General features: G+C 49.7%; 14 protein-coding genes and 7 pseudogenes. 11 read left to right on the top strand and 10 right to left on the bottom strand.

Features of this window, described 5'->3' with window-relative positions; all coding sequences use genetic code 11:
- The first annotated feature begins 20 nt into the window (after positions 1-20).
- The 3 genes and pseudogenes from HV237_RS24825 to HV237_RS24815 all read left to right on the top strand — a co-directional run bounded on the left by HV237_RS24825 (position 21) and on the right by HV237_RS24815 (position 4,497).
- A pseudogene (locus HV237_RS24825) lies at positions 21-1,025 on the top strand (tyrosine-type recombinase/integrase).
- Positions 1,009-3,134: pseudogene (locus HV237_RS24820) on the top strand (tyrosine-type recombinase/integrase). The pseudogenes HV237_RS24825 and HV237_RS24820 overlap by 17 nt, the downstream one beginning before the upstream one ends.
- A 148-nt stretch (positions 3,135-3,282) precedes the next feature.
- Positions 3,283-4,497, top strand: a complete 1,215-nt coding sequence (locus tag HV237_RS24815; RefSeq protein ID WP_176443283.1) for a type II site-specific deoxyribonuclease — start codon at positions 3,283-3,285, stop codon at positions 4,495-4,497.
- 33 nt (positions 4,498-4,530) lie between these two features.
- Here HV237_RS24815 and HV237_RS24810 read toward each other — a convergent pair whose 3' ends face one another.
- Positions 4,531-5,964 (bottom strand): DNA cytosine methyltransferase, encoded by a 1,434-nt coding sequence (locus HV237_RS24810; protein ID WP_022652237.1) that lies wholly within the window; start codon positions 5,962-5,964, stop codon positions 4,531-4,533.
- A gap of 303 nt (positions 5,965-6,267) precedes the next feature.
- The gene (locus tag HV237_RS24805) at positions 6,268-8,406 is read right to left on the bottom strand and encodes a hypothetical protein (protein WP_022652236.1); all 2,139 of its coding nucleotides are present in this window, start codon (positions 8,404-8,406) and stop codon (positions 6,268-6,270) included.
- A gap of 253 nt (positions 8,407-8,659) precedes the next feature.
- Here HV237_RS24805 and umuC point away from each other — a divergent pair.
- Positions 8,660-9,702: pseudogene (gene umuC / locus HV237_RS24800) on the top strand (translesion error-prone DNA polymerase V subunit UmuC); the annotation flags it as partial.
- Positions 9,703-10,434: 732 nt separating this feature from the next.
- Here umuC and HV237_RS24795 read toward each other — a convergent pair.
- Positions 10,435-11,400 carry a ParB/RepB/Spo0J family plasmid partition protein gene (locus HV237_RS24795; protein ID WP_094169339.1) on the bottom strand — a complete coding sequence of 322 codons (966 nt, stop codon included), beginning with the start codon at positions 11,398-11,400 and terminating at the stop codon, positions 10,435-10,437.
- Positions 11,400-12,566 carry a plasmid-partitioning protein SopA gene (gene sopA / locus HV237_RS24790; RefSeq protein ID WP_022652317.1) on the bottom strand — a complete coding sequence of 389 codons (1,167 nt, stop codon included), beginning with the start codon at positions 12,564-12,566 and terminating at the stop codon, positions 11,400-11,402. Before sopA ends, HV237_RS24795 begins: the two co-directional genes overlap by 1 nt.
- A 370-nt stretch (positions 12,567-12,936) precedes the next feature.
- Here sopA and HV237_RS24785 point away from each other — a divergent pair.
- Positions 12,937-13,179 (top strand): annotated as a pseudogene (locus tag HV237_RS24785) (transposase); the annotation flags it as partial.
- A 230-nt stretch (positions 13,180-13,409) separates the two neighbouring features.
- Positions 13,410-14,750, top strand: coding sequence for an IS110 family transposase (locus HV237_RS24780; RefSeq protein ID WP_008786676.1), 1,341 nt, complete (start codon positions 13,410-13,412; stop codon positions 14,748-14,750).
- A gap of 32 nt (positions 14,751-14,782) precedes the next feature.
- Here the strand turns inward: HV237_RS24780 and HV237_RS24775 are convergent, their stop codons facing one another.
- Positions 14,783-15,934, bottom strand: a complete 1,152-nt coding sequence (locus HV237_RS24775) for an IS30-like element IS30 family transposase (protein ID WP_022652315.1) — start codon at positions 15,932-15,934, stop codon at positions 14,783-14,785.
- A 64-nt stretch (positions 15,935-15,998) separates the two neighbouring features.
- Between HV237_RS24775 and HV237_RS24770 the strand changes: the two are divergent.
- From HV237_RS24770 to HV237_RS24760, 3 genes and pseudogenes are all read left to right on the top strand, one after another.
- A pseudogene (locus HV237_RS24770) lies at positions 15,999-16,427 on the top strand (IS3 family transposase); the annotation flags it as partial.
- Positions 16,428-17,099: 672 nt separating this feature from the next.
- Entirely contained in the window at positions 17,100-18,608 is a 1,509-nt protein-coding gene (ltrA, locus tag HV237_RS24765; protein WP_001189111.1) for a group II intron reverse transcriptase/maturase, read from the top strand.
- An 80-nt stretch (positions 18,609-18,688) separates the two neighbouring features.
- Positions 18,689-19,165, top strand: a pseudogene (locus HV237_RS24760) (IS3 family transposase); the annotation flags it as partial.
- 140 nt (positions 19,166-19,305) lie between these two features.
- On the opposite strand, the gene HV237_RS24755 reads toward HV237_RS24760, so the two are convergent.
- The 3 genes from HV237_RS24755 to HV237_RS24745 all read right to left on the bottom strand — a co-directional run bounded on the left by HV237_RS24755 (position 19,306) and on the right by HV237_RS24745 (position 21,134).
- The gene (locus tag HV237_RS24755; protein ID WP_218969170.1) at positions 19,306-20,163 is read right to left on the bottom strand and encodes an IS5 family transposase; all 858 of its coding nucleotides are present in this window, start codon (positions 20,161-20,163) and stop codon (positions 19,306-19,308) included.
- A 167-nt stretch (positions 20,164-20,330) separates the two neighbouring features.
- On the bottom strand, positions 20,331-20,861 hold the full coding sequence (locus HV237_RS24750; RefSeq protein WP_022652313.1) for a GNAT family N-acetyltransferase: 531 nt from the start codon (positions 20,859-20,861) through the stop codon (positions 20,331-20,333).
- A 3-nt stretch (positions 20,862-20,864) separates the two neighbouring features.
- Entirely contained in the window at positions 20,865-21,134 is a 270-nt protein-coding gene (locus tag HV237_RS24745; RefSeq protein WP_022652312.1) for a DUF1778 domain-containing protein, read from the bottom strand.
- A gap of 855 nt (positions 21,135-21,989) precedes the next feature.
- On the opposite strand from HV237_RS24745, the gene HV237_RS24740 reads away from it, so the two are divergent.
- Entirely contained in the window at positions 21,990-22,979 is a 990-nt protein-coding gene (locus HV237_RS24740; RefSeq protein ID WP_022652311.1) for a RepB family plasmid replication initiator protein, read from the top strand.
- A 325-nt stretch (positions 22,980-23,304) separates the two neighbouring features.
- Here HV237_RS24740 and HV237_RS24735 read toward each other — a convergent pair whose 3' ends face one another.
- Positions 23,305-24,045: a site-specific integrase gene (locus HV237_RS24735; protein WP_022652310.1), complete on the bottom strand. Its 741-nt coding sequence runs from the start codon at positions 24,043-24,045 to the stop codon at positions 23,305-23,307.
- A 476-nt stretch (positions 24,046-24,521) separates the two neighbouring features.
- On the opposite strand from HV237_RS24735, the pseudogene HV237_RS24730 reads away from it, so the two are divergent.
- Positions 24,522-24,829 (top strand): annotated as a pseudogene (locus tag HV237_RS24730) (IS1-like element transposase); the annotation flags it as partial.
- 291 nt (positions 24,830-25,120) lie between these two features.
- On the opposite strand, the gene HV237_RS24725 reads toward HV237_RS24730, so the two are convergent.
- On the bottom strand, positions 25,121-26,143 hold the full coding sequence (locus HV237_RS24725; protein WP_001572362.1) for an IS110 family transposase: 1,023 nt from the start codon (positions 26,141-26,143) through the stop codon (positions 25,121-25,123).
- Positions 26,144-26,476 lie beyond the last annotated feature (333 nt).

The raw sequence follows: 26,476 nt of genomic DNA, 5'->3' as shown, positions 1-26,476 counted from the left end.
TGATTACGAAGGAGAACACAATGCTCACCACTTTATTCTGTACTCCTGCCAGTTCACAGGCAGAACGATGGTTGGGGTTATTATCCGATCTCGGCAGGTCACCGGCGACAATTCATGCCTACCGCGGCGCACTTACTCACTTCTTTCACTTCTGCTGCCAGCGGGAATTGCCCCCCGAGCAGGCAAGCTTTGAAGATATCGCTGCGTACATTCGCCCCCAGTTACCCGGCATGCCTCAGCCTGCAGCCAGTGCAACGCTTCAGCTTCGCCTTTCTGCTATACGTCTGTGGTTTGACTATCTGATTTACATGGGGGTAATTAGCCGGAACCCTTTACCGCGAGCAGGCACACCCCACATGCCTTCAGCAGGACGCGGTATGGTCCAGCGAATAACACGACTGCCACAAATTCCGGATGACGGCCAGTGGTATCATCTCTTGGGTTATATATCAGACTGTTCATTGCGCGATCGCCTGATGCTAGCGCTGGCGTATCATGGTGCGCTAAGACGCACTGAGGTGACAACAATAACCATAGAGGATATCGATCCTGCCCACAGGCTTATACGGATTCGCGCCGAAAACACTAAAGGCAAACGCGAACGGGTGGTCTGCTACGGCCCGGCGATTACGCCGGTACTGGCAGCACATCTCAGGAACCTGAGGCAAGCGGGTATTACTGGTGGAGCACTGTTCCGTTCGTTTTCTGACAGAAATTATGGCTCACCGCTTTCATACTGGAGCTGGAGTAAAACGGTTCGCTAGTGGTCAGACAGGACCAGCATGCCATTTCTGACCACGCACACCTTTCGTCACCTGCGACTGACACATCTTGCCCGGGCGGGATGGAAGCTGCATGAGATAGCAACCTATGCTGGTCATCGTGATCTACGCACCACGCAGATATATATCCATCTTTCAGGCACTGATCTTGCGGCCAGAATGGCGATGACTGTTGCGGAGACTGACCGGAAAATCGCAGCTATCATGTTTGGCCCGGAGAGAGAGAATGACAGGCAAGCGTGATAAAGGTTTCATATACGCGCATTTTTGCCGTGCAGATTATGACCTGCACGCTGGCTTTAGTCCTGAGCAGAAAGAAGCGCTAAGTACAAGCCATAAACGCTCCCGTAACTATGGCAGGTCCGGTTCCCTCTCTTCCCTGATCACCCCCCTGCTGGATATCGCCAACACCAGTGGCACCGGCTGTAGACTTACCCGCACTGTAATTATGGCGATGCTGACTGAAATGCAAAATGTAGGGCAACCTTGCTGGAACTGGCGGAAAGACCAGTGGATCTCCCTGTTTGATAAATATCGTCGCGGTAAACCACTTATGATGGCATTTGCATATCATCTCGGTTCATTCACGTCGCCGCTTCAGATCCCTCATGAAAACACTCTGTCGCTTTACGCCAGTGCCATCTACGGCAACGCGATTTTCCGGGACCAGCTGAACCGGCTCTCGGAAGCACTGATATCACTGGGCTATTCCCCTCAGCACCTGCGGCATGCCGTTTCCTCCCCCCTGGGTCTGCTGATGCTACTCAATGATAATCCCAGGCTTGAAGAGATGACCACAGAGCTTCTCTGGCAAGCTCAGCAGTACCACGATAAGCGCGTATCAAGACACGTAGGGAAAATTTCTCATGGGCTTGCCGCACTTGGCATTATTGCAAAGCCGGTACGAATGCGTAACTACACCGAATGGCATGAGAAGCCGGTCGAAAATATCAGCCCTGAATGGGTCGCATGGTGCAGACGCTGGCGTGAGACATCTGTGCTTCGTCCCAGAACCCGTGAAAACCAGTACAGCTTTATTCTTCGCTGCGGCCTCTGGCTGGCAAAGGAGCATCCCGAGGTGAAGGTCCCGACAGACTGGTCTATTGAGACATGTGCCAGTTTTATCGCTGCTGTGGGGCGAATGAAAGTGGATGAGCTGTCTCTGGGGACTGAACATGGACTGCGGAAGTCCAAACGCTCCGGAGAGCCCATGATGCCACATTCACGTGCACATTTTATCTATTCGCTGCGACGATTTATGAGCGATTTCGAACTCTGGGGCTGGGGACGCCTTAATTTCAGCCCCGCCCGTCACCTTTTCACGCCGGATACCCCACTTTTTCGCCGTGGTGTAAATCCGAGAGTGATAGATGATCCCGTCTGGCTCAAACTCATCTGGGCCAGTCTGAACCTGCGCCACGAAGACCTGCTCAGTGAAATTCACTATCCCCTTTCCATGCTTCAGGCAATGGCTGTTATCTGGACCCATGCAGGTTTACGACAGAATGAACTCCTGCGCCTGACTACGGAATGCGTCACGCCTAGTCAGAAGACATTATCAGGGAGGATGGTAGTGTCGTTCCTGCCGGAACACTATGTTATCTAAACGTCCCGGCAGGAAAGACATCGAAAGCATTTGTTAAACCCGTCTCTGTCATTGTAAAAAAATATGTAGACATATGGTTGAACATCCGCCCCGTGGATCAGGCAAAACTGAATGATGATCGCACCGGAGAAAAAGTCCGTTATCTCTTCCAGTATCGCGGCAAGCCGGCAGGCAGCGATGTGATTAACCGGACGGTCATCCCAGTCCTCTGCGCCAGAGCGGGGCTGCCGGTTGAAGACAGCGGAGGCGCCATAACCAGCCACCGTGGACGGGTTTCAGCCCTGACTGCGCTTGCCAGCGTACCACAGGGCATGTCGCTGTATGAACTGATGCAGTGGTCAGGTCATTCATCACCACAGTCAACCCTGCATTACATTCGCATCCGCCCTACACAGCTGGCAGCGTCATTTGTGAAGGCCGATCGGATAGCCCATATGATAAGCGTACTGGTCGATCACGATCCGGAAGCGGTCTCGCCCACTGATCCGGCGACCTATTATGACCTTGGTGAGTCCTTCTGCATGAATCCATTCTGGAGCAGTTGCCCGCACAGAATGGCCTGCATTGGTTGCGATTTTAATCTGCTGAAAGACAGTGCGCGCGGACTGATGCTGGAGAGTAAAACATCTATCAGGCGTTATCTCGAAGAGGTCCCGCTCACGCCTGATGAGAAAGCCATTGTAGAGCAGGATATTAAAAAAGTAGAACAGGCTCTTGCAAAATTAACCGGTAAATCCGGAGGATAAAATGAACCAATATGAGCAAAAAACGAAGATTGCGCACATCAGAGCATATTAACCAATAGGTTGCAGATCAAATCGCCTGTAACAGCCTTTCTGGCTGTTTGTATATAATTATGAAAAAATGGTGAGTAGAGTTTCAGGGTAACAGGGGATGCTTATGTCGGTTTTCCACAACTGGCTACTTGAGATCGCATGTGAGAATTACTTCGTCTACATCAAACGCCTTTCCGCCAACGATACCGGCGCAACAGGTGGTCACCAGGTAGGGCTTTATATCCCTTCAGGTATCGTTGAAAAACTGTTTCCGTCTATCAACCATACCCGTGAACTGAACCCTTCGGTTTTTCTCACCGCACATGTGTCATCGCATGATTGCCCAGACAGCGAAGCCCGGGCAATTTATTATAACAGCCGTCATTTTGGTAAAACCCGGAATGAAAAAAGGATTACCCGCTGGGGTAGAGGCAGCCCACTTCAGGATCCTGAAAATACAGGGGCTCTGACGCTCCTGGCTTTCAAGCTTGATGAGCAAGGGGGGGACTGTAAGGAAGTAAATATTTGGGTATGCGCCAGCACTGATGAAGAGGACGTCATTGAGACCGCTATTGGTGAAGTTATACCCGGAGCGCTTATATCCGGCCCCGCAGGACAGATTCTTGGCGGACTATCTCTACAGCAAGCGCCAGTAAATCATAAATATATTCTACCTGAAGACTGGCACCTGCGCTTTCCGTCGGGAAGTGAAATTATTCAGTATGCAGCCAGCCATTATGTGAAAAATTCCCTTGATCCGGATGAGCAACTTCTTGACCGCCGGCGCGTGGAGTACGACATATTTCTGTTGGTTGAGGAACTGCATGTTCTGGATATCATCCGAAAAGGATTTGGCTCTGTGGATGAATTTATTGCGCTGGCCAATTCTGTCAGCAATCGCCGTAAATCCAGAGCCGGGAAGTCGCTGGAACTGCACCTGGAGCATCTATTCATTGAGCACGGCCTGCGACACTTTGCGACGCAGGCCGTCACAGAAGGTAATAAAAAGCCCGATTTCCTTTTCCCTTCCGCAGGGGCTTACCACGATACTGAGTTTCCCGTAGAAAATCTGCGCATGCTGGCAGTCAAGACTACCTGTAAGGATCGCTGGCGTCAGATACTGAATGAGGCCGATAAAATTCATCAGGTGCATCTGTTTACACTCCAGGAGGGAGTTTCTCTGGCTCAATATCGGGAGATGCGGGAGTCGGGTGTCAGACTGGTCGTGCCATCATCTCTGCACAAAAAATACCCGGAGGCGGTGAGAGCTGAGCTAATGACGCTAGGCGCGTTTATTGCTGAGCTGACAGGGCTTTACGCAGATATTTCATAGATAATCTCCCGGCATAAATACCGGGAGGAGCGTTCAGATTCGTTCAACCTTGCACGAATCGGCATAAACCGCTTTCAGGATATAAGGTTCAAGCAGTTTGGCTACGGCTTCAAACACGGGCACCACTACGGAGTTACCGAACTGCCTGTACGACTGAGTGTCTGACACAGGAATGCGAAAAGGCCTGCCATCTACTTTTTCAAAACCCATAAGGCGCGCGCACTCTCGTGGAGTCAGCCTGCGGGGCCGATGCGCCTGATTTTCTTCGTTCGCGAAGTCTGTTTCACCTGTGACCATATCCCAGCCACGGTCTATCAGAATTTCAGACCCGTCTTTGTGATAGCGAGCAGAAAGCGTACGGGCAATGCTTTCTTTATTTTCAGGATTAACGAGGCCAAAACCGAATCCGTTACCCTTAGCTGCGTGCTTTTTGGCGTAGTTATAGAGATACTCCCAGAGTTTCGGCGTCAGTATATATTTGCTGTCAACCACGGGTTCCAGCAGTTCGCCAAATGACGGACGCTGTTCCGGATAAAAACGACTAATATCGCGCAGGGTAAAACCCTGGTGAATATTCAGATCACGACGGAAACCGACCAAAACGATACGTTCTCGGTGCTGAGGTAAAAAGTGCTTTCCGTCGATAACTTTAGGATCGTTTTTGCCCATCTCAGCTGCATCCGCAACTTCATAGCCCAGTTCGTCGAGGGTATCCATGATGACTTTAAAGGTTTTACCCTTGTCATGGCTCTTCAGGTTTTTAACGTTTTCAAGAACAAAGATGGCAGGTTTTTTTGCGCGGATAATACGCGCCACATCGAAGAAGAGCGTTCCCTGAGCCTCACATTCGAAACCATGCGCGCGCCCGAGCGAGTTTTTCTTGCTTACACCCGCAAGGCTGAACGGTTGACAGGGGAAACCTGCCAGAAGTACATCATGATCCGGCACATGCTCATTAATGTAAGCATAGGCATCGTTTTCAGGTACTTCAGGTTTATCACTGAGCGTGACTTCCCGAATATCGAGATTGAAAGTGTGTTCCTGAGCATCGTTAAACCAGTTAGCTTTATATGTGCGCACAGCCTCTTTATTCCATTCACTGGTAAAAACGCACTGGCCACCGATGGTTTCGAAGCCCTTCCGTATACCTCCAATGCCAGCAAACAGGTCAATAAACCGGAAGGCATAGTCAGGGTGATGAGCAGGCGCTTCCGGAAGCATTTTTCGTAGAAGTTCCTCTTCGGCTAACGTCAGCGACTTAGGTGAGCACTTACCATTAATCCAGCGATTAAGAGTCTCGCGACTCCACTCATTTTTACCAACTTTTCTAAGCAGTTCAGCCACGTACTTCTGGTCATAGATTTCCAGCACCTGCCCGAGCAGCTTTTTATCATTTTCCTGTCGCAGTTGTTCTTCCGCCTCTGCTTTCTCAAGCAGATCCTGCGCCAGTAATTCAAATTCAGACATATTGCCTCCATTGGGTCTTATGGGTGAAACTGTATCACTCATTTGACCCAGAGGAAATGTTTTTATCTGGATATTTAAACAGGGTTATTGTTAACGAAAATCAGCTTTTTGTCATTACAGGGCCAGAAAGATACTATCTGGCGGCATAAAAAGCGCCATGTCTCGCATGTCCCAACTTTAGAGGCTTCTGTTTCTCGCCAAAAAGGCGTGCTTATCAGCAGGCTCAATTGAATTGGAGATCCAAGTAGGTGAGTATTACTACTCACCTTCACTGCTAAGAAGAGTTACATCTAGACCATACGCTCAGGCCGTTTCCAGTTCAGCATCATCGTTCGACGCCCCGATATTAAGGAGCAGCCTGTCACATTCAACAATAACGTATTCCGGGATAAGATCGAATCGTGTGGGGTCTAGTTGGCAGATAAACTCGTTTTCAATATGATAGGTTTCATTCACAAACTTGCGAATGACACGGTTATCGGCCTCAGGTTCCAGTAGTCGGAACACCTGAAGTTTTTCATAGCCATTCGTGCAGCTTCGATATAACGACAGAATTTTGTCAGGATCATTCAGCAAGCTCAGCATATGGGGGTAATCAAAACCAAAAATATTTTTAGTGATTAAACTGCATCCATTAAGGAAGCTCTCCGGGTCCATCATCGGGTACCCTGTTCCTTCAATCAGAGGTAGGCGTGTGTCGATTGGTTCCTCTCGGCGGTGAAATAAGTTAGAAAGTACCTGATAAACATCACCTCGATTGTCCATGATTTCATAATGCCTGCGAAGATAAATGAGCTTGATCAGGTCATCACAGTCGGATTCGAGAACCACTTTGCAGATTTGGGCAAACGTCAGAATATCGCTTTCGCGGATAGGTAATTCAGTTATCGTGCCAGTGCTATAACGTAAATAGGATGCAGTAACCTGGTTACTAAACAACTTCTTCACCGACTTCAGAGTATCGATGATTGGCTCAACGTCATGTGTAAGCATCAGTACCGTCTGGTTTTTCAAACACTCAGATGAGTCACGGCGGAACAACATTTCCAGGATGGCAAATTTTTTGTTTTTATCAAACGAAGAGATAGGATCATCGAGAATAATCAGGTTGGGCTTACGAGCCAGGCATTCGTACATAAAAAGAACGATCGAAAAGGCATTACGCTCGCCGTAGCTCAAATGTTGGCTACCTCCACTGAGATAGTCGGTATAGTCGACATGGCGAAGCTTAAGACGGCACTGTTCTCCATCGCCAGATATATCTACCTGATAGCGGTAACCCGCATATGCCAGAAAAGTGTTGATATCCTTCTTGTGTTTCTGAATGAGCCGCTGCATGCCAGCGCGCTGCTTGTTGATTTGCCCCTGCAGCAAACCAGCCTGGGAAATGAGGCTATCTAACGAGGCGTTCAGTCTCCCAATTGTTGCAAGAGTTTTATCAGATTGCAGCTCGGAAAAATACTTCACATCCAAACGAAAAGAGGCTAAAGAGGCACGAATATTTCCGGCGTCGTTAAAAGTAAAACTGTTCAGGGTTTTTAATGTTAAGAGCATGGCCAGAAGATTTTCTGTCTGCTGCTTTACGGTAACAAGGTAGTCTTCATGCTTCTTCTCCAATCCTCCCTGTAACGTCGTTATTTCCCTCAGACGGGAGCGTGCGGCTTCGGAAAAATACTCGCCTAATTTATCAAGTACTGTGATGATACCAACCAGATTTTTGATCACTGCTTTGTCATATTCAGCGCTTACTTTGCTAATTTGTTCTGCTTTTTCGTGAGAATCACCTGTGCAGAAAGGACAGCATCCCTCAGAGAGTGAGCAGAAATTTTCATACCCTTTGGTCTGCCACTCGATCCACTCTACATTACGATGACTCTGAATAAATGGCTGATAAGGCTCTAGCCCGGAGGGAATATGCTGAAGCTTGTTACCCCCTGCCAACCCCTTCATCCCCGTAGAGGCTTTAGATAAGCCCTTGCTTGTCAGCTTGAACGCACCACTAAGCTCCTGAAGATGTGTAATAAATAGCTCAAGCTCATCATTACCACTGAATTCCTGCCGGATTGCCATTACCATCGAGTCGATCTCTCGCTCCGTTTGGTTGTAGGCTTCTGTTTTGATAAAGATGTCAAAGCTGTTACTAATCAGTTCATCAGGCTGAAATGTGAACTGAGACACGTACTTTTCATCAAAGCACATTACATCCTGAATTTGCTCTGTACCCGTTACACTGGGCTGAAAATCGTCGGGATTCACTGCTCGAAACTTAAAAGGTAGCAGACTGTTAAGACCAGCGGCATCACGAGAAACACTGTGCAAAATGGCACGTGATATGGTGCTTTTACCCGTGCCATTTGGAGCGAACTTAATGTTAAGTTTATTTTCAGAGAGTGTAATGCAAGCGTTATCTATGTTATTGCAGTATTTGATTTCAACATCCATTGAAAAATCCTTCTAACATGCTGAGCTGGAGAAGACTGCATCTTTTTATTAAACCCATAACGGTGGTCTTTTCATTTTACCATCGCATCAGGGAAGCCAAACAGATAGCTGACTACCTGCCTTGGAGGATTAATATACGAAATTATTAGTTGTGAATCTTGATATGTGGTAACAATTTCGGACGTATGCTTTTAGTTCATAGTAATCTTTTAAAGCATGCATTATTTATATTGATTTTCTATTCCACATAAATGCCTCGATGTCGGCGCGCGTGATGAACTGCCTGGAGGAGCTGGCCCCCAGGGTGGAACAGTATTCGATCGACGAGATGTTCCTTGACTTGACCGGTGTGGAGCACTGCATGGACCTGGAGGATTTCGGCCGGCAGCTGCGCCAGCACGTGTATGACTGTACCCGTCTGACCATCGACGTGGGTGCCGGACCGACGAAAACCCTCGCTAAATCAGCCCAGTGGGCCTCTAAAGAGTGGAAACAGTTTCGTGGTGTGCTCGCCCTGACCCGGGGGAATCCACAGCGAACGCGGAAACTGCTTTCACTGCAGCCGGTCGAAGAGATCTGGGGCGTGGGAAACCGTATTGCACGCAAGCTCAATGTCCTTGGCATCAGGACCGCGCTCGATCTGGCCCAGGCGAACCCGGCCTTCATCCGGAAAATTTCTCCGTCGTTCTCGAGCGAACAGTATGCGAACTGAACGGGGAAAGCTGCATGTCGCTTGAGGAAGCCCCGCCAGTGAAACAGCAGATTGTCTGCAGCCGCAGTTTTGGAGAGAAAATCACGGAGTACGATTCGCTGCGGCAGGCTGTCTGTCAGTACGCAGAGCGGGCCTCAGAAAAGCTGCGTAAAGAGCGCCAGTATTGTCGGCATATTTCCGTATTCATCAAAACGTCTCCGTTCGCCGTTAAAGAGCCTTACTACGGCAACGTGGCCACTGAGAAACTGCTTACCCCCACTCAGGACACCCGGGACATCATTGCGGCCGCCACAACGGCTCTGGAGCGCATCTGGAAGGACGGGCACCGGTATGCCAAAGCCGGTGTGATGCTGAATGACTTCACCGGCTCCGGCGTTTCGCAGCTGCAGCTGTTTGACGAACGTTCGCCACGTCCTCACCGCGCTGAGCTAATGAAGGTTCTCGATGATATTAATCATTCCGGTCTGGGACAGGTCTGGTTTACCAGCCGAGGGATTGCGCCTTCCTGGCAGATGAAACGCGATATGCTCTCCCCTGCTTACACCACCCGTTGGAAAGATATCCCCATTGCTAGGTTCAGTTAAATTCCCCTTTCAGAGAGAATCAGTAGTGCTCGCCGCAGCCGAACGACAGGGCGAAGCCCGCGAGTGAGCGAGGAAGCACCAGGGAACAAAACGAACATAATCTTCTTACGCACCGAATACAGGAATCACTGTAACAATCTTAAAATCGGTATTGTGATAAAAACAGCTGAACAGAGTGGAACCATAGTTCCAGTGAATCCGGCGTGTGGAATCGATATTCCCGGTTGGGGTTGACGGGTGAGTTCTGCCACGCAAGTAGAAGGTGGGACCGTGGTCCCAGTTATTCTGGTGTGTGGAATCCGTATTCCGGGCGGGATTAACGGGTGAGTTCTGACACGTAAGTAGGAGGTGGGACCGTGGTCCCATTAATCTGGTGTGTGGAATCCGTATTCCGGGCGGGATTAGCGGGTGAGTTTTGCCACGCAAGTAGGAGGTGGGACCGTGGTCCCAGTTAATCTGGTGTGTGGAATCAGTATTCCGGGATGGGTTACCGTCTGAGTTCTGATATGCAGGCTGAGGGGTGAACCGTGGAACTAGTTAAGAAAAAGTAGCAGAAACTAGATCTTAGATTATGGTAACAATCAGGTTGAGATAAGAAAACAGACCTTTTTAACACCACTGGTGTTATAGTGCAGAGAATAGCTGCTTCGGATGTATATATTCCGAAGCAGCATGTAACGCATTAAGGATATTTGAAATTAATGATAACGCTCGCTTGTAACATTAAACAGGCTAATTTTTTTGTAAGTCACGCAGTATGCTTTCTATCTTCTCGATACATTCGGCAGGTAAACGAGATTTATCGAGATTAAAAATCACCTTATCGCCTTTGTATAGGGCTGTCGCACCAGGTACAAATTGATGACGGGTATTAAGGTTAACTTTTTTACCTGATGGCTCTTTCAGAACATCTGTCAGTAAACCAATAACTTCCTCGGATTCAAAGATAACTCCCGCTTTCTTTTGCTCATGAAGCTGTTGTGTCCGTTGCAACAATAAAGCTTCTTTTCCCGAAAATGCTTTATACAGCGCCTCCCCAGAGCGGGCGGAAAGTTCACCAGGGTGAGTAAACAGGGCAACCACTGATTTTGGCAAATGGGCCGTGTTGATGCAACGCGTGATGATTTTACGGGAAATATTCTCAGCTTCAGCCAGAGCAGAGATATTGCCGTTAAAATCATTTTCCAACCGCTTTGCATAGCGGTTGCCCCGTTCATAAGCACTGACAGGGCGGTAATCATTACCCAGCCGTGATAAAGCCATCATCTGTTCGTCATCGAGATCCCCGACGAGAACACGATAATCCGATGATGTCAGAATGGCGGCTTTACGACGGCGACTACCATCTGCAATCTCAATGACACCTTCTACCCGTCGTCCGAACGCAGGCGTCTGCTGACCACTCAGGATGAAAGAGGGGATTAGATCATCAAGCGCGTCTTCGGTCAGTAGTTCCTGGTCTCGTTCATTACCTGACCAGACTCTCGATGCCGTTTCAACACTCTCGCCCGGGATGGCTTCCAGAATAAATTTCACTTCCCGGCCGCAAACTGGAAGCAGTATGGCATTTCCACGAGCCATGGCTCCTACACGTGCGATTAATGAATCAACCATCGGTGCAGCGGGTGCCGCTGACGGCTCAGTTTCGGGGCGAATATCTTTTATGGTATGTTTTGGAATAACTGGAGCACGTTTCATTATCTGATCTCCCAGCGAGGTTTAATCAGGCGATCAAAAATTTCATTACAAACAGGCTCCCAGATAGCCAGCGCATTTCGCCAGGCTCCTGTAGACGAGCGTTGATCGATAGCCTGCTCAAACACTGTTCTCATACGGATCTGACCTTTACCGACCTCGTCGGTCTCGCGTACAACGTTTTTCAGTACCATGCTTCCCCAGGCATCGCGGATCTGTTCTTCCATCCAGGGTGACTGCGAGCCATTGTTATTGCTGTACTTGGTCAGAAGAATTCTGACGTCAGGCTCAAAACCCTGCAGATCCACGTTTTTTAACAGATCGCGCAGCATGTCAAAAAACTGAAGGGCAGAGGTGTAATCGAATAACTCAGCTGGCGTTGGCACAATGAGTACATCCGCAGCACAAACAACATTGATGGTACCAATACCGAGGTTCGGTGCACTGTCGATAACAATGACATCATAATCATGAGCCACCGTTTCGATGGCCAGGCGAAGCATCATGTGGGGTTCTGTCGGGAGTTTTCCGTCGTCAAACCTTCCCATGAGCTCTGTTTCAATGCGGTGCAGAGCCAAGCATGACGGAATGATGTCGAGACCCGGCCAGCAGGTGGATTTGACGGCATAGGCTGCATCATCGCGCTCACCGAGATAAAAAGGCAACAGTGTGTCTTCGGCATGGATATGCAAATCAGGAACCCAACCGTGGTACATGGAGGCTGTGCCCTGAGGATCATTCCCTTCGACAAGTAGTACCCTCAGCCCTTTCAGCGCCAGATCCTGTGCCAGGTGGACAGATACCGATGTCTTATAAACCCCCCCTTTATGTGCTGCCACCGCAATAACGGGCGGAACGCTGTCATCAGGACGGCGCAAACGGGTGCCAAATACATCCCGCATATGATTGATTTGTTCAATGGTGTAGCCCACCCGCTGCTCCACCCGTCCACGCATTTCCATATCAGGATGTGGAAGGCGTCCTGCTTTTTCGGCATCACGGATTGCCTGAGAAGAAACACCAATCAGATCGGCGGCCTCACCCACACGCCAGCGACGGGTAATTTTCCTAGCTTCCGGACTATCATCGTTAAACTGTGCAATCGCGATAGCTTTCGTCATTTCATGACCAGCATTAATGCACTGGTCAAGCGTTTCCATCAGTCCCATTCTCTGTTCCTTGTTATCATCTTTGCATTAATCTATTAAATCTTGATAAAAATCGCAAAGCAACATTAAAATTGCAAACCACCTTAAAAATTGCAAAGCCGATCAAAATGTAGCCGTTTTCAGTTCAGCATCCAACTGAAAGTCTGCTGCATGCTTCAGTCAATATCATCCGCTCGCCGCAGAAAGCGTGCGCACGCAGGCGCATGCGTCGAGGAAGAGGAATTACTGCGTACTAACAAGGTGTGGCAGACGCTCTGAAGCTAACGAAGATCCAGCGGATGGTTTTGAATGGTGAGGAATTGACTACTGAATCGCCATGGGTTTAACAGACACCTCAGAGTCATTTAAGATGGCTTAAAGAGAGGTGCCCATGAGCGGTAAGCGTTATCCCGAAGAGTTTAAAACTGAAGCAGTCAAACAGGTTGTTGATCGCGGTTATTCTGTTGCCAGCGTTGCAACACGTCTCGATATCACCACCCACAGCCTTTACGCCTGGATAAAGAAGTACGGTCCGGATTCTTCCACTAATAAAGAACAGTCAGATGCTCAGGCCGAGATCCGCCGTCTCCAGAAAGAGCTGAAACGGGTTACCGACGAACGGGACATATTAAAAAACTGTCCATGGGTGAAACCCCGTCCTGAGTCTCAGAAACTCCCCGGAAAAGTTGGCAGGCTAATTTAGCGAAGGAAGCAGCCGTCGGCCTTTTGGTGGTATGACCCCGTAAAAAAACATGGTTCAGGGACTGTGGCGGATCCGCCAGTGGTGACTTTGATCCCGTTCAGGAAGGTGATTTCTCCGTCGTCCCCTCCTTCGTTCATCGAAAAATGAGCAAGGAGATTTCCATGAAAAAATCCTCCCGAATGTCTGTTATCCATCCTCATGCTGCGGGCGTTGATATTGGCGCTGAATTCCACGTAGTCGCCGTTCCACCGGATGCTGACGCCGAGCCGGTCAGAACTTTTCAAAGTTTCACTGGCGACCTTCATCGGATGTCCGACTGGCTCAAAACCTGTCACATTACGACCATTGCCATGGAGTCCACTGGCGTTTACTGGTTGCCTGCTTTTGAGATCCTTGAGGCTGCGGGTTTCAATGTGATCCTTGTTAATGCCAGAGACGCAAAAAATGTTCCCGGTCGCAAGACTGATGTCAATGACGCACAGTGGCTGCAGAAGCTGCATTCATTTGGCCTTCTTCGGGCCAGTTTCAGACCTGAACACGACATTTCCGTACTCAGGTCTTATTTGAGACAACGGGAACGCCTGACTGAATACCGGGCTGCTCATATCCAACATATGCAGAAGGCGTTGATGCAGATGAATGTTCAATTGCATCATGCCGTATCGGATATTACTGGCGTTACCGGTCTTTCAATCGTCAGAGCTATTGTCAGTGGTGAGCGCGATCCTTCAGTATTGATCCAGTATCGTGATGTCAGATGTAAAAAGACGCCAGAGGTTCTTCAACAGGCACTGACAGGGAACTGGCAGCCTGAACATCTTTTTGCACTTGAACAGTCGGTGGCATTTTTCGATTTTTACCAGGAAAAAATCCGTGAGTGTGATGATCAAATCGAAACTTCATTATTGCAGCTCAGCACCGGAACTGAAGAGCCTGAAGGAGTATTGCCCTCCGCCAGACATCGTACAAAACAGCCCAATCAGCTTTCCTTTGATGTCAGGCCATTACTCTGGAAAATTACCGGAGCAGACCTGACACAGATACATGGGTTCGGACCTTATCTGGCACTAAAATTCGTTGCCGAATGCGGTACTGACATGAATCGCTGGCCGGATGCGAGCCATTTTACCTCGTGGCTGTGTTTGTCCCCGGGGAATAAGATCTCCGGTGGAAAAGTACTGTCCTCGAAAACACGGCGTTCATCCAGTCGAATTGCTGCTGCACTAAGACTGGCAGCCACAACAATTGGCCGGAGCGATACAGCGCTGGGTGCTTTTTATCGTCGATTATCATCCCGTATCGGGAAAGCAAAAGCAGTCACTGCAACGGCAAGAAAACTGGCAATACTGTTCTACAATGCCCTTAAATACGGTCAGAAATATGTCGATCCTGGCGCGGATTATTATGAAGAGCGCTACCGTAATCGCGTACTCGACGGGCTTAAACGAAGGGCAAAATCACTGGGTTACTCTCTCCAGCAAGATCCCGAGTTATGCGTGTGAACCGGGAGTTTCTCAGGAAAGCCGCTGTAGATTCAATCTGTCAATGCAACACCCCTTTCAATTATCTCTTTCGGTGTTTTGAACTTCAGTGTCTTTCTCGGTCTGTTGTTTAGCTGAGCAGCAACCAGATCTAGTTCATGTTGAGTATATTGGGCAAGACATGTCTTTTTAGGAAAGTACTGCCGAATTAGCCCATTTGTGTTCTCATTTGTTCCCCGCTGCCAAGGACTCTGAGGATCGCAGAGGTAAACTTTAACGCCGGTGCTGACAGTAAATTCCAGATGTCTGGCCAGTTCCATTCCTCTGTCCCATGTCAGTGATTTTCTGAGTTCTGACGGTAAACTCAGGAATTTGTCGGTAAGAGCCTGATTTACTGAGACAGAATCTTTGCCCCTGAGTCTAAGGATGATCGTATAACGTGATTTTCGGTCTACAAGTGTGGCTATATGAGAGTTTTTTGTACCTGAGACTAAATCGCCCTCCCAATGCCCCAGAGAGCGTCTGTTATCGATATTTCGGGAACGTTCGTGAATTGGTGTTCCGTTCACTATGTTAATCGTACCTCTTTCGCCTTTGCGGGTATGACGCCTGCCATGGCGAAGGCTATGCGACCGTCGCAGATGCTGTATATTCAGGTGGTGTAGCGCTTCACGGCTACGAAAGTACAGCGTTTTATAAATTGTCTCAGGTGATATTCGCAGCGTTTTTTGACGTGGTTTTGTTCGCCTTAACCATCCTGATATTTGCTCTGGAGACCATTTCATCTCCAGCTTTTCCAGAACAAGCTTTCGCAATGGTAAATTTTGATCCAGTAAGCACGGTTTTGGCCTTTTCGCCATTCTGTTGGCTCGGTTATTAGCATCAACAGCTTTGTAATAGCGTCTGCCCCGATTACGCTGAACTTCACGTGAGATCGTCGAAGGACTGCGATTCAGCGCAGTAGCTATCGCACGAATGCTCATTTTGGCTGACAAACCAGCTCGTATCTCCTCGCGCTCAGACAGTGTCAGGTGAGCTACAGCCCGCTTACGCTCATGGGGTTTTATGCCGCCAGTATCCCTTAACATAGTGAAGATCGTTCCGGGTTTTGAACCCAGGATATTCGCTATTTCACTGAAGCCTGTTCCGTTCTTCCATAGTTCAAAAACAGAGGCTTTTTCCTCTGCTGTAAATGTTCGTCTCATTCAAAAAACCTCCGCAACCCCATGTTTTCACATAACTGTTGCGTTGACCAATTGAATCTACAGCGGCGTACTTCGCAAAGCTGTCCGACTGAGGTACGCCTTTATCCGTGACAACTCCTGTTGCTGGCGTGTTCGCCTGCTCTGTCGGGTGCTGGATGTTCATCCCAGTGGTTTTTACGCCTGGCTTCAGCAGCCGCATTCACAACGCCATCAGGCAGACCTGAGACTGACAGGACAGATTAAACAGTTCTGGCTGGAATCGGGATGCGTCTATGGTTATCGCAAAATCCATCTGGATCTGCGGGACAGCGGGCAACAGTGCGGAGTGAACCGGGTCTGGCGACTGATGAAACGTGTCGGGATAAAGGCTCAGGTCGGATACCGGAGCCCGCGGGCACGTAAAGGCGAGGCCAGTATCGTGTCGCCCAACAGGCTCCAGCGACAGTTCAATCCGGATGCTCCGGATGAGCGTTGGGTAACGGACATAACCTACAGTGTGCCCGGAGTTCAGGGCGGGCATGGATGCTTAAATGAACCGCGAGTCTGTCTGGAATATTGAACCGGTAACTCACGATGAGAAACCCAACAATCCCACCGGGTGTGACGGTGGAGAACCTGAGCGGCAGTGACCTGCGGCATGCCCGCAGGGTGATGTAACCCGCTGACAACGGGGATTGAGGCGAGATCACTAAGCCGAGATGATCCTCAAGGTTAAGTACTGAAAGGCTGAAGAACATGAACCCGTTAATCCGCCTCTGTGGGTTGAAAACGTCACCACGGCCTACGTGATCTGACAGGCCGTGCAGGAGGAACTGGCAGTGATACGTAAGCACTGCCGGTCGAAGGTGTTTTGACATGTATGCGAAACACCGGGGCAGCAGCGTCTATCACGCTTGCGTTGCTGACTTCTGCCAACTTGCGGCAAGCAAGGATAAAGAGTGCGACGGGCAGCCTCCTCAGTATGCCTGAGTCCAGGCAGGTAAACCGGGGAAGGTCAGCGACGGATGTTAAGGGGGCATGGCTCCGATGACGCGCTGGCTGGCGGAGCTTCCGTAGTAGTCCGCGATGGGGAAAGCCCATTACATGGCGAAGGGAAGCAGTTTGAATGTGTTTGCGACGTGAATTAACTGACCTAACGAGGTGAAGACCTTTGATAATCAGCGAAATGCAACGCAAGCTTGCCACATGGGCAGCCACCGATCCGTCCCTACGGATTCAACGGCTGCTGCGTCTGATAACACAACCAGAATGGCTGGCTGAAGCGGCGCGGATCACGCTTTCATCAAAGGGGGCCCATACCCCCGGCGTTGATGGCGTGAACAAAACAATGCTACAGGCCAGACTGGCTGTTGAGCTGCAAATCCTCAGGGATGAATTACTCTCAGGCCACTACCAGCCCTTGCCCGCCAGACGGGTTTACATCCCTAAAAGCAACGGCAAACTGCGACCACTGGGTATCCCCGCGTTGCGGGATCGTATTGTTCAGCGGGCCATGCTGATGGCGATGGAGCCGATATGGGAGAGTGATTTTCATACGCTCTCATATGGCTTCCGGCCTGAGCGCAGTGTCCACCACGCGATCCGCACGGTGAAATTACAGCTCACAGACTGTGGTGAAACCCGGGGACGCTGGGTGATTGAAGGCGACCTGTCCAGTTACTTCGACACCGTACATCATCGACTGCTGATGAAGGCTGTACGCCGCAGGATCAGTGACGCACGTTTCATGACTCTGCTGTGGAAAACCATCAAGGCGGGACATATCGATGTCGGTCTCTTTCGGGCGGCCAGTGAAGGTGTACCACAGGGCGGTGTTATATCGCCGCTATTATCGAACATCATGCTGAATGAGTTCGATCAATACCTGCATGAGCGCTACCTGAGCGGGAAAGCCAGAAAAGATCGGTGGTACTGGAATAACAGTATCCAACGGGGCCGAAGTACGGCGGTCAGAGAAAACTGGCAGTGGAAACCCGCGGTGGCGTACTGCCGCTATGCCGATGATTTTGTCCTCATCGTCAAAGGCACCAAAGCACAGGCGGAAGCCATCAGGGAGGAGTGTCGGGGTGTGCTCGAAGGCAGTCTGAAACTCAGGCTGAACATGGATAAGACTAAAATCACCCATGTTAATGACGGCTTTATCTTTCTGGGGCACAGGATCATTCGCAAACGCAGTCGTTATGGCGAGATGCGAGTGGTCTCAACGATCCCGCAGGAGAAAGCCAGAAACTTCGCCGCATCGCTGACAGCACTGTTATCAGGCAACTACAGTGAAAGCAAAGTCGATATGGCTGAACAACTCAACCGAAAACTGAAAGGCTGGGCCATGTTCTATCAGTTCGTTGATTTTAAGGCCAAAGTCTTCAGTTATATCGACCGTGTCGTGTTCTGGAAGCTGGCTCACTGGCTGGCCCGCAAATACCGTACAGGTATCGCTTCCCTGATGAGGTGGTGGTGTAAATCACCGAAACCGGGTCAGAGCAAAACGTGGGTTTTATTTGGTAAAACCAATCACGGCAAGCTCAGCGGCGAAATACTGTACCGGTTGGTGGGGCAAGGCAAGAAGCTGTTCCGCTGGCGGCTACCCGAAGGTAATCCCTATCTGAGGACGGAGACCAGAAACACGTATACATCGCGCTTTACAGAAGTGGCAATGGCGTTCGCCAGCATTTAAATGGAGAGCCGGATGCGCTGAAAGGTGCACGTCCGGTTCGGGGAGGAGAGGCAGGGAAATAGTCCGACTACGCCCTGCCTCTTACTCTACTCAGGACCCACGAAGGCTGGCTGTATCTTGCCGTGGTTGTTGATCTGTTCTCACGCAAAATTATCGGCTGGTCCATGCAATCCCGGATGACAAAGGACATTGTCCTGAACGCACTGCTGATGGCTGTATGGCGGCGTAATCCCCAAAAACAGGTGCTGGTTCATTCGGATCAGGGCAGTCAGTACACAAGCCATGAGTGGCAGTCGTTCCTGAAATCACACGGCCTGGAGGGCAGCATGAGCCGTCGCGGTAACTGCCATGATAATGCGGTTGCAGAAAGCTTTTTCCAGTTGTTGAAACGCGAACGGATAAAGAAAAAGATCTACGGAACGCGGGAAGAAGCCCGCAGCGATATTTTTGATTACATCGAAATGTTTTATAACAGTAAGCGTCGGCATGGTTCTAGCGATCAGATGTCACCGACAGAATATGAAAACCAGTATTATCAACGGCTCGGAAGTGTCTAGATTTTCCGTGGCGATTCATTCTTCTCGGCTGACTCAGTCATTTCATTTCTTCATGTTTGAGCCGATTTTTTCTCCCGTAAATGCCTTGAATCAGCCTATTTAGACCGTTTCTTCGCCATTTAAGGCGTTATCCCCAGTTTTTAGTGAGATCTCTCCCACTGACGTATCATTTGGTCCGCCCGAAACAGGTTGGCCAGCGTGAATAACATCGCCAGTTGGTTATCGTTTTTCAGCAACCCCTTGTATCTGGCTTTCACGAAGCCGAACTGTCGCTTGATGATGCGAAATGGGTGCTCCACCTTGGCCCGGATGCTGGCTTTCATGTATTCGATGTTGATGGCCGTTTTGTTCTTGCGTGGATGCTGTTTCAAGGTTCTTACCTTGCCGGGGCGCTCGGCGATCAGCCAGTCCACATCCACCTCGGCCAGCTCCTCGCGCTGTGGCGCCACTTGGTAGCCGGCATCGGCTGAGACAAATTGCTCCTCTCCATGCAGCAGATTACCCAGCTGATTGAGGTCATGCTCGTTGGCCGCGGTAGTGACTAGGCTGTGGGTCAGGCCACTCTTGGCATCGACCAAGGTGCCTTGAGTCATCATGACGCCTGCTTCGGCCAGCAAGCGATTGATGGTCTTGAACAATTGGCGGGCCAGTTGATGCTGCTCCAGCAGGTGGCGGAAATTCATGATGGTGGTGCGGTCCGGCAAGGCGCTATCCAGGGATAACCGGGCAAACAGACGCATGGAGGCGATTTCGTACAGAGCATCTTCCATCGCGCCATCGCTCAGGTTGTACCAATGCTGCATGCAGTGAATGCGTAGCATGGTTTCCAGCGGATAAGGTCGCCGGCCATTACCAGCCTTGGGGTAAAACGGCTCGATGACTTCCACCATGTTTTGCCATGGCAGAATCTGCTCCATGCGGGACAAGAAAATCTCTTTTCTGGTCTGACGGCGCTTACTGCTGAATTCACTGTCGGCGAAGGTAAGTTGATGACTCATAATGAACCCTGTTCCATGGCTCCAGATGACAAACATGATCTCATATCAGGGACTTGTTCGCACCTTCCCTAGATACCGCAGAAGAGCTGTTTCGGCAAAAATACTGTAATAGGACTAGGCCGCTTTACATAAGCGGTACGGCTTTACTGGATCAGTCTAAACCTGTTTTATTCATCATTTACTTCGAACAATTCTTCAATAGATTTTGTCGGGTAAAAGAGCGAGTTACAGTTTTCTTCCTTTAACTGAATGAAACCCAGTCGAAGGTAGAATTTTTTGGCGTTGTCGTTCAGCGCTTCCACGAACATTCCGTGTATACCCACAGCCTGCGAGGCCTGATACACGACTTTCATCGCATGGGTAACAAGTGTTTCTCCATATCCCTGGTGGTGAATGCTTTTATCAATTGCCAGACGGCCCAAAGTCACGCTCGGCACATTCTTGTAGGGTACACGCTTTTGTTGTGTTTTGCTGGGTAGAAGTATTTTCTCAAAGCAACTTCCTGATAGCGTGTAGTACCCCATCACACGCGGTTTATTCTCTCTCGTCACGAGAACATAACCACGTAAGATCTTACTGTTATGCTGCCGTTTCAGATGGTCAGTAAGAAAAGTATTCAGATACTCTTCTCCACAATCGAAGTTGCTTAATTCATATTCAACTTCCTCTGAAAAAATCTCAATCCTTAAACCCTCCATTTATTACTCCAGTTCCCGGAGACGGTTAGCGGCGCGTTTCAGCCGGTCATTCGGTGCTGGCGGATTAATGATTGCATCCATAACCAGGTTCCAAGACTCCTCATTGAGGAGCAGACGACGGTGCTGGTCAATAACTTCTGCAGCGCGTTCTGAGGCGGTACTGACCATGAACTGCGAAATTGACTGGTTAGTCATTGCTGCAGCTTCTTCGATCATGTGTTTGTCGTCTTCATTTAATCTCAGGTCAATGCGCTGCTTTTTCAGTGCTGACATGGTTTCTCTCCCAGGCCACTCTTTAATCTGAGAGAGCGGACAGTTTTGTTGAGTTCGGGACTTAAGGCGATAGCATGTACGGATGTATACCGTACAATTATAATAGAGTTATGGTATGCATGTTTCAACCACTAGTTGGCTGTGGATCCGGGTACAGCACGTAAAGGTGTAGAGAAAAACTTCTCGATGTTGATCGGTCAGGCTCAAATTACCGTTGCTGTGTCTGATCGGAAGAAACCAGAATCAAACTGTACTATGTAACCTCCGTATCATGGCTCTGAGAGAAGTGCAGTTTTGACATAGTCTGTATTGAGAAATGAATAGATCAGTGCTCGCCGCAGTCCGGTGACCGGGCTTATGCCCGCGAACCGGCGAGGAAGCGCAATAGCACAGATGCTGGCAGGAGCAGGTACGCGTTGTTGCCGGTATGAAAAGGGATCATTAATGAACAGTCTGAATTACCTTGTCGGTCAGCAGGTTATCCACATATACAGTCATTCGATCCAGTAATAAGATCCTTAAAGCGATCCCTGTAAGATCCAAAGAAGATCCCGACACCTCTGAAGGCCGCGTCAGGACTGAGCCTGGAGCATGATCACATAAGCTGTAGCATGTTAATCATAAGCTGTAACTGGTAGACAATAAGCTGTATTATGCAACGGATATGCTGTAATAAGCGATTGATATAAACTACAGTGAGTATGTCACCTGAAAGTTCATCAGGGCTGTGCATAAACTGAAGCCAGTTGTCTGGCGTTTTACAGGCCATAACATGAGAACAGTGGCTGCTTTTATTCTAAAACAATCCACCGATCGGGGGGCTCTCTGGACAAGGACAATCTGGACTTAAAAAAGTTGTTTGAAGAGGTGGATAAATCCTCCGGTGAAGTCGTAAATCTCACTCCTAATGCCAGTAATACAGTGCAGCCAGTGGCACTGATGCGGCTCGGAGTGTTTGTCCCTACTCTCAAATCACTGAAAAACAGTAAAAAGAACACGCTTTCGCGTACTGATGCGACGGAAGAACTGACGCGTCTATCTCTCGCCAGAGCCGAAGGGTTTGATAAGGTGGAGATCACCGGTCCCCGCCTGGATATGGATAATGACTTCAAGACCTGGGTAGGGGTGATCCATTCCTTTGCACGCCATAAGGTTATCGGCGATAAGGTTGAACTGCCGTTTGTTGAGTTCGCCAAACTCTGTGGGATCCCCTCCAGTCAGTCATCACGCAAGCTCCGGGAGCGTATCAGCCCCTCGCTAAAACGTATCGCGGGTACCGTGATCTCGTTTTCCCGCACGACCGAAAGTCACACCAAAGAGTACATCACACACCTGGTGCAGTCGGCCTACTATGATACGGAGAAGGATATCGTCCAGTTGCAGGCCGATCCGCGCCTCTTTGAACTCTACCAGTTTGACCGGAAAGTGTTACTGCAGCTCAAGGCCATCAATGCCCTGAAACGCCGGGAGTCCGCCCAGGCCCTTTATACCTTTATAGAGAGTCTGCCCCGGGATCCGGCACCGATATCTCTGGCGCGTCTGCGGGCCCGCCTGAACCTGAAATCCCCTGTGTTCTCGCAGAACCAGACGGTGAGGCGTGCCATGGAGCAGCTCCGGGAGATTGGCTATCTGGATTACACGGAGATCCAGCGGGGACGCACTAAACTCTTCTGCATTCATTACCGGCGGCCCAAGTTAAAACCACCGCATGATGAGAGTGCTGAGAACCCTCAACTGCCAGCCGCACCGGGTGATGTGAGTCCGGAGATGGCTGAGAAATTGGCGCTTTTAGAGAAACTTGGCATCACGCTCGATGACCTGGAAAAACTCTTCAAATCCCGCTGAACATAAGCTGTAGTGAGTAACACCTCTCTGTTTACTTGCTACAGCTTATATTGCTGCCTCTGGTGAGTGTCCTGCTCACTACAGCTTATATAAGCGGTGATGAGTGCGGCTCATGTCTGAGGCCCGTGCTTCCTGAGCAACAAACTTCCACCATTGTTTTTCTGCAGTTGCCGCAGCCCTGCGGACTTATTGCATCAGGCTTCCACATATCACAATCTGCTTACTCCAGCTTATGTTGCCTGCTACAGCTTATTTCACTCACTACAGCTTATCTCCGGGAAGATTTACTCACTACAGCTTATATAAACTGTGGCGAGTGACGTTGTCACGTCAGAGGGGGAAGTGTCCGGAGGATCTGCGCGGCATCATGCCCGTCACCGGTGAACGGCACGGCTAGTGTGGCCGCCATATCCAGCGCAAACACTCTGGTATATACCTCCATCGAGCGCGGATCCTTGTGGCCGGCCAGCGCCTGAATCACTTTCCGGGGCTGGCGGTGATAGAGCATATGCATGATATAGCTGTGCCGGAAGGTATGGGGCGTTACCGGAATTGAAAAATGGACCCCGTCAGCTTCGGCCCGCTTAACGGCCTGCTTCAGCCAGTTACGCATGGTTTCATCGGTGACGGCCCACAGCGGTTCACGCCGGCGGGGACGGGTGGTGACCATCCAGCTCGCCATCTGCCTGACATAGCTTATATCGGTCAGCGGGACCAGGCGGACCTCATCTTTCGGTGGGCGCCCGCGTCGGGCCCGTACTTTTTCAGACAGTACCCGCACAAAGGGTCGCAGACCATCGAGATCAAATGACTCCGGGGTCAGCGTCCGGGCTTCTCCGATACGGATACCGGTGTTCCACATGGTGGCGAACAGCATGTGATGGCGCTGGTCGGGCATATACCAGAGGAGGGCACTCACTTCCGGCGCCAGCAGATAAGCCGGGGTGGCACCGGTGGAGGTGGCCATGCGTCGTAATGCCACGGCGGTCGCAAAATCAACGCCCGGGGCGATCGGCAACAACGAAACGCGTTCTGGTGAATTCTGCAGGGGAATGACGTTGTTCATCGGCTATTTTTCACGTAGCGCACGCACTTTTTATGGATACAGGTATTTTGCACCTGACCGGCCGATCCTGCCATGACAATAAATCGCAGCGCGCGGATCCTTTTATTGTCTTATCCCGCATTATTGCGGGTAAAACCAAATGCGTAAAGGATCCTTTTTCAACATAGATCCACGTTAAAGCCAGTCATGACGCGGCCTGAGGGCTGTTTTACGGTTTTTGGGAGAAATGGGGTAATGCCAGGACATACATGATCGGACCATAATGAGAATGGAGCAGAGAAGAAGAGGATGCGCTACGTGAATTCTGACCTGGTACACCCCTGTAACCCTGTCAGTTTTCACGTAGCGCAATGTGGTAACTGACTATTGCCAGTTGATATGACGGCCGGCATTCTGATGCTGACTTAATATACGGATAATAGGTAATGCTGCCAACTTACTGATTTAGTGTATGATGGTGATTTTAAGGTGCTTGCGTGGCTTCCATTTCCATCAGATGTCCTTCCTGCTCCGCTACTGAAGGCGTGGTGCGTAACGGCAAAAGCACTGCCGGACATCAGCGCTATCTCTGCTCTCATTGCCGTAAAACATGGCAACTACAGTTCACTTACACCGCCTCTCAGCCCGGTACGCACCAGAAAATCATTGATATGGCCATGAATGGCGTCGGATGTCGCGCCAGTGCACGCATTATGGGCGTTGGCCTCAACACGGTTTTACGTCACTTAAAAAACTCAGGCCGCAGTCGGTAACCTCGCGCATACAACCGGGCAGTGATGTGATTGGGGTCAGTTTGGATATCGAAAATTATTGTACTATAAGGGCTTCCCCGGCGTGTCAACGCCGGTGTTTATGGTTTCTGTCTGCTCTTCAGTAAAAATAAAGGGGAGAGACTGCGGTACTATAAACGGCCATGATGAATCGTCATCGATTCGGACCCTGATGAAAGACGCGCGTGAGGTTCTTGTTCGTTAAGCGGATACGTATATCCTGTACAATAGCCAGATAGGCCTCACGGGGTCTAACCCTTTATCATCAACGAATTGCAGGTCAGATGGTTATTTTGTTTCGTGCTTTAGCTGGCTGAGTACAGCCTGAAATCATCACCGTAATGCAATGATGCCCAGCACAGCCTTGCGTTTTTGGCGGCGATGGCTACAACGGCACGCCAGTATCCTCTGCGATCGACCAGTGAACAGACCCAACGACTGAATAAATCAGTCCTTTTCTCGGCACCAATCAGAACCGAACGAGCCCCCTGAACCAGTAGCGTTCGCAGATACGAATCGCCAGCTTTAGTTATCCTGCCAAGCTTTGATTTCCCACCACTGCTGTACTGCGATGGCGTTAGTCCCAGCCAGGCTGCCAGTTGTCGCCCATTTTTAAAATCGTGTGCATTACCGATACTGGCGACCAGCGCACAGGCCGTTGTGGGACCAATCCCTTTCAGTTCCATCAATCGCTGGCTGCGGTGATCTGTTTTTGCCATGCGGGACAAAATCCGGTCATATTCAGTAATATTATCTTCAATACGATCAATGTGTTCCAGCAGGTCATTAACACATTGTTGAACCTGAAGTGGCAAAGAACTCTTCTGCTCAGAAACCATGTGACGCAGGGCATCTGTACTTTGTGGGGCGATGACACCGAATTCCGATATCAAACCTCTCAATCGGTTATATGTTGCTGTTTTCTCTTCGATAAAACCCTGTCTGATACGGTGTAGGCATTGCATCGCCTGCTGGCTCTCATCCTTCACTGGTACAAACCGCATATGCGGGCGACGAACTGCTTCACAGATAGCCTGAGCATCAGCTGCATCATTTTTGCCTGATTTACCGGCCATGCGGTAAGGAGATACAAATTTAGCAGCCATCAGCCGTGGTTCATGACCATATTGCCGAAACAACCTTGCCCAGTAGTGAGCCCCGGAGCATGCCTCCATCCCGATAACACAGGGAGGTAAACTGGCAATCAGCTCAGGAAGGGCAGCACGCGATACTTTGGGTTTAACCAGAACAGTTTTACCGTGTTGGTCAACGCAGTGAACAGCGAACACATTTTTAGCAAGATCGATACCGACAGTCGTGATGGTCATAACGAATCCCTCCGGGGCTATGTTTACCCCATGATTGCACAAGAGTTAATCAGGCGCATATCCAGGGGAAGTCCCTTCCATTCGTTAAGCTCATTTTTTAATCATTTCTGGTTTTTTTGGAAACGTAATATTCTGGATGTTAAGACGGTCATGCGGGGACATTGAACACAGATAATCATGTCCAGGTACGAACGTCCCATATAGAGTGTGAGCATTGATCGTGCTGTATTTTCGTTTATAGTAGATAGATTCTGTATCATACAGAGCACGTGGTCAGCACTAAAGTACATTACGCTGACTTATTCTGTTCACTGAGGGCTGAGTACCTGCTTT

It is taken from the genome of Citrobacter sp. RHBSTW-00570, assembly GCF_013739755.1.
Lineage (GTDB): Bacteria > Pseudomonadota > Gammaproteobacteria > Enterobacterales > Enterobacteriaceae > Citrobacter > Citrobacter braakii.
This window is presented reverse-complemented; position numbering and strand designations above follow the sequence as displayed.

Bases quoted from the DNA above. Each gene is read 5' to 3' on its own strand.
- HV237_RS24815 (WP_176443283.1), top strand. From the start codon at position 3,283: ATGCTTATGTCGGTTTTCCACAACTGGCTACTTGAGATCGCATGTGAG.
- HV237_RS24810 (WP_022652237.1), bottom strand. From the start codon at position 5,964: ATGTCTGAATTTGAATTACTGGCGCAGGATCTGCTTGAGAAAGCAGAG.
- HV237_RS24805 (WP_022652236.1), bottom strand. From the start codon at position 8,406: ATGGATGTTGAAATCAAATACTGCAATAACATAGATAACGCTTGCATT.
- HV237_RS24795 (WP_094169339.1), bottom strand. From the start codon at position 11,400: ATGAAACGTGCTCCAGTTATTCCAAAACATACCATAAAAGATATTCGC.
- sopA (WP_022652317.1), bottom strand. From the start codon at position 12,566: ATGGGACTGATGGAAACGCTTGACCAGTGCATTAATGCTGGTCATGAA.
- HV237_RS24780 (WP_008786676.1), top strand. From the start codon at position 13,410: ATGAAAAAATCCTCCCGAATGTCTGTTATCCATCCTCATGCTGCGGGC.
- HV237_RS24775 (WP_022652315.1), bottom strand. From the start codon at position 15,934: ATGAGACGAACATTTACAGCAGAGGAAAAAGCCTCTGTTTTTGAACTA.
- ltrA (WP_001189111.1), top strand. From the start codon at position 17,100: ATGCAACGCAAGCTTGCCACATGGGCAGCCACCGATCCGTCCCTACGG.
- HV237_RS24755 (WP_218969170.1), bottom strand. From the start codon at position 20,163: ATGAGTCATCAACTTACCTTCGCCGACAGTGAATTCAGCAGTAAGCGC.
- HV237_RS24750 (WP_022652313.1), bottom strand. From the start codon at position 20,861: ATGGAGGGTTTAAGGATTGAGATTTTTTCAGAGGAAGTTGAATATGAA.
- HV237_RS24745 (WP_022652312.1), bottom strand. From the start codon at position 21,134: ATGTCAGCACTGAAAAAGCAGCGCATTGACCTGAGATTAAATGAAGAC.
- HV237_RS24735 (WP_022652310.1), bottom strand. From the start codon at position 24,045: ATGAACAACGTCATTCCCCTGCAGAATTCACCAGAACGCGTTTCGTTG.
- HV237_RS24725 (WP_001572362.1), bottom strand. From the start codon at position 26,143: ATGACCATCACGACTGTCGGTATCGATCTTGCTAAAAATGTGTTCGCT.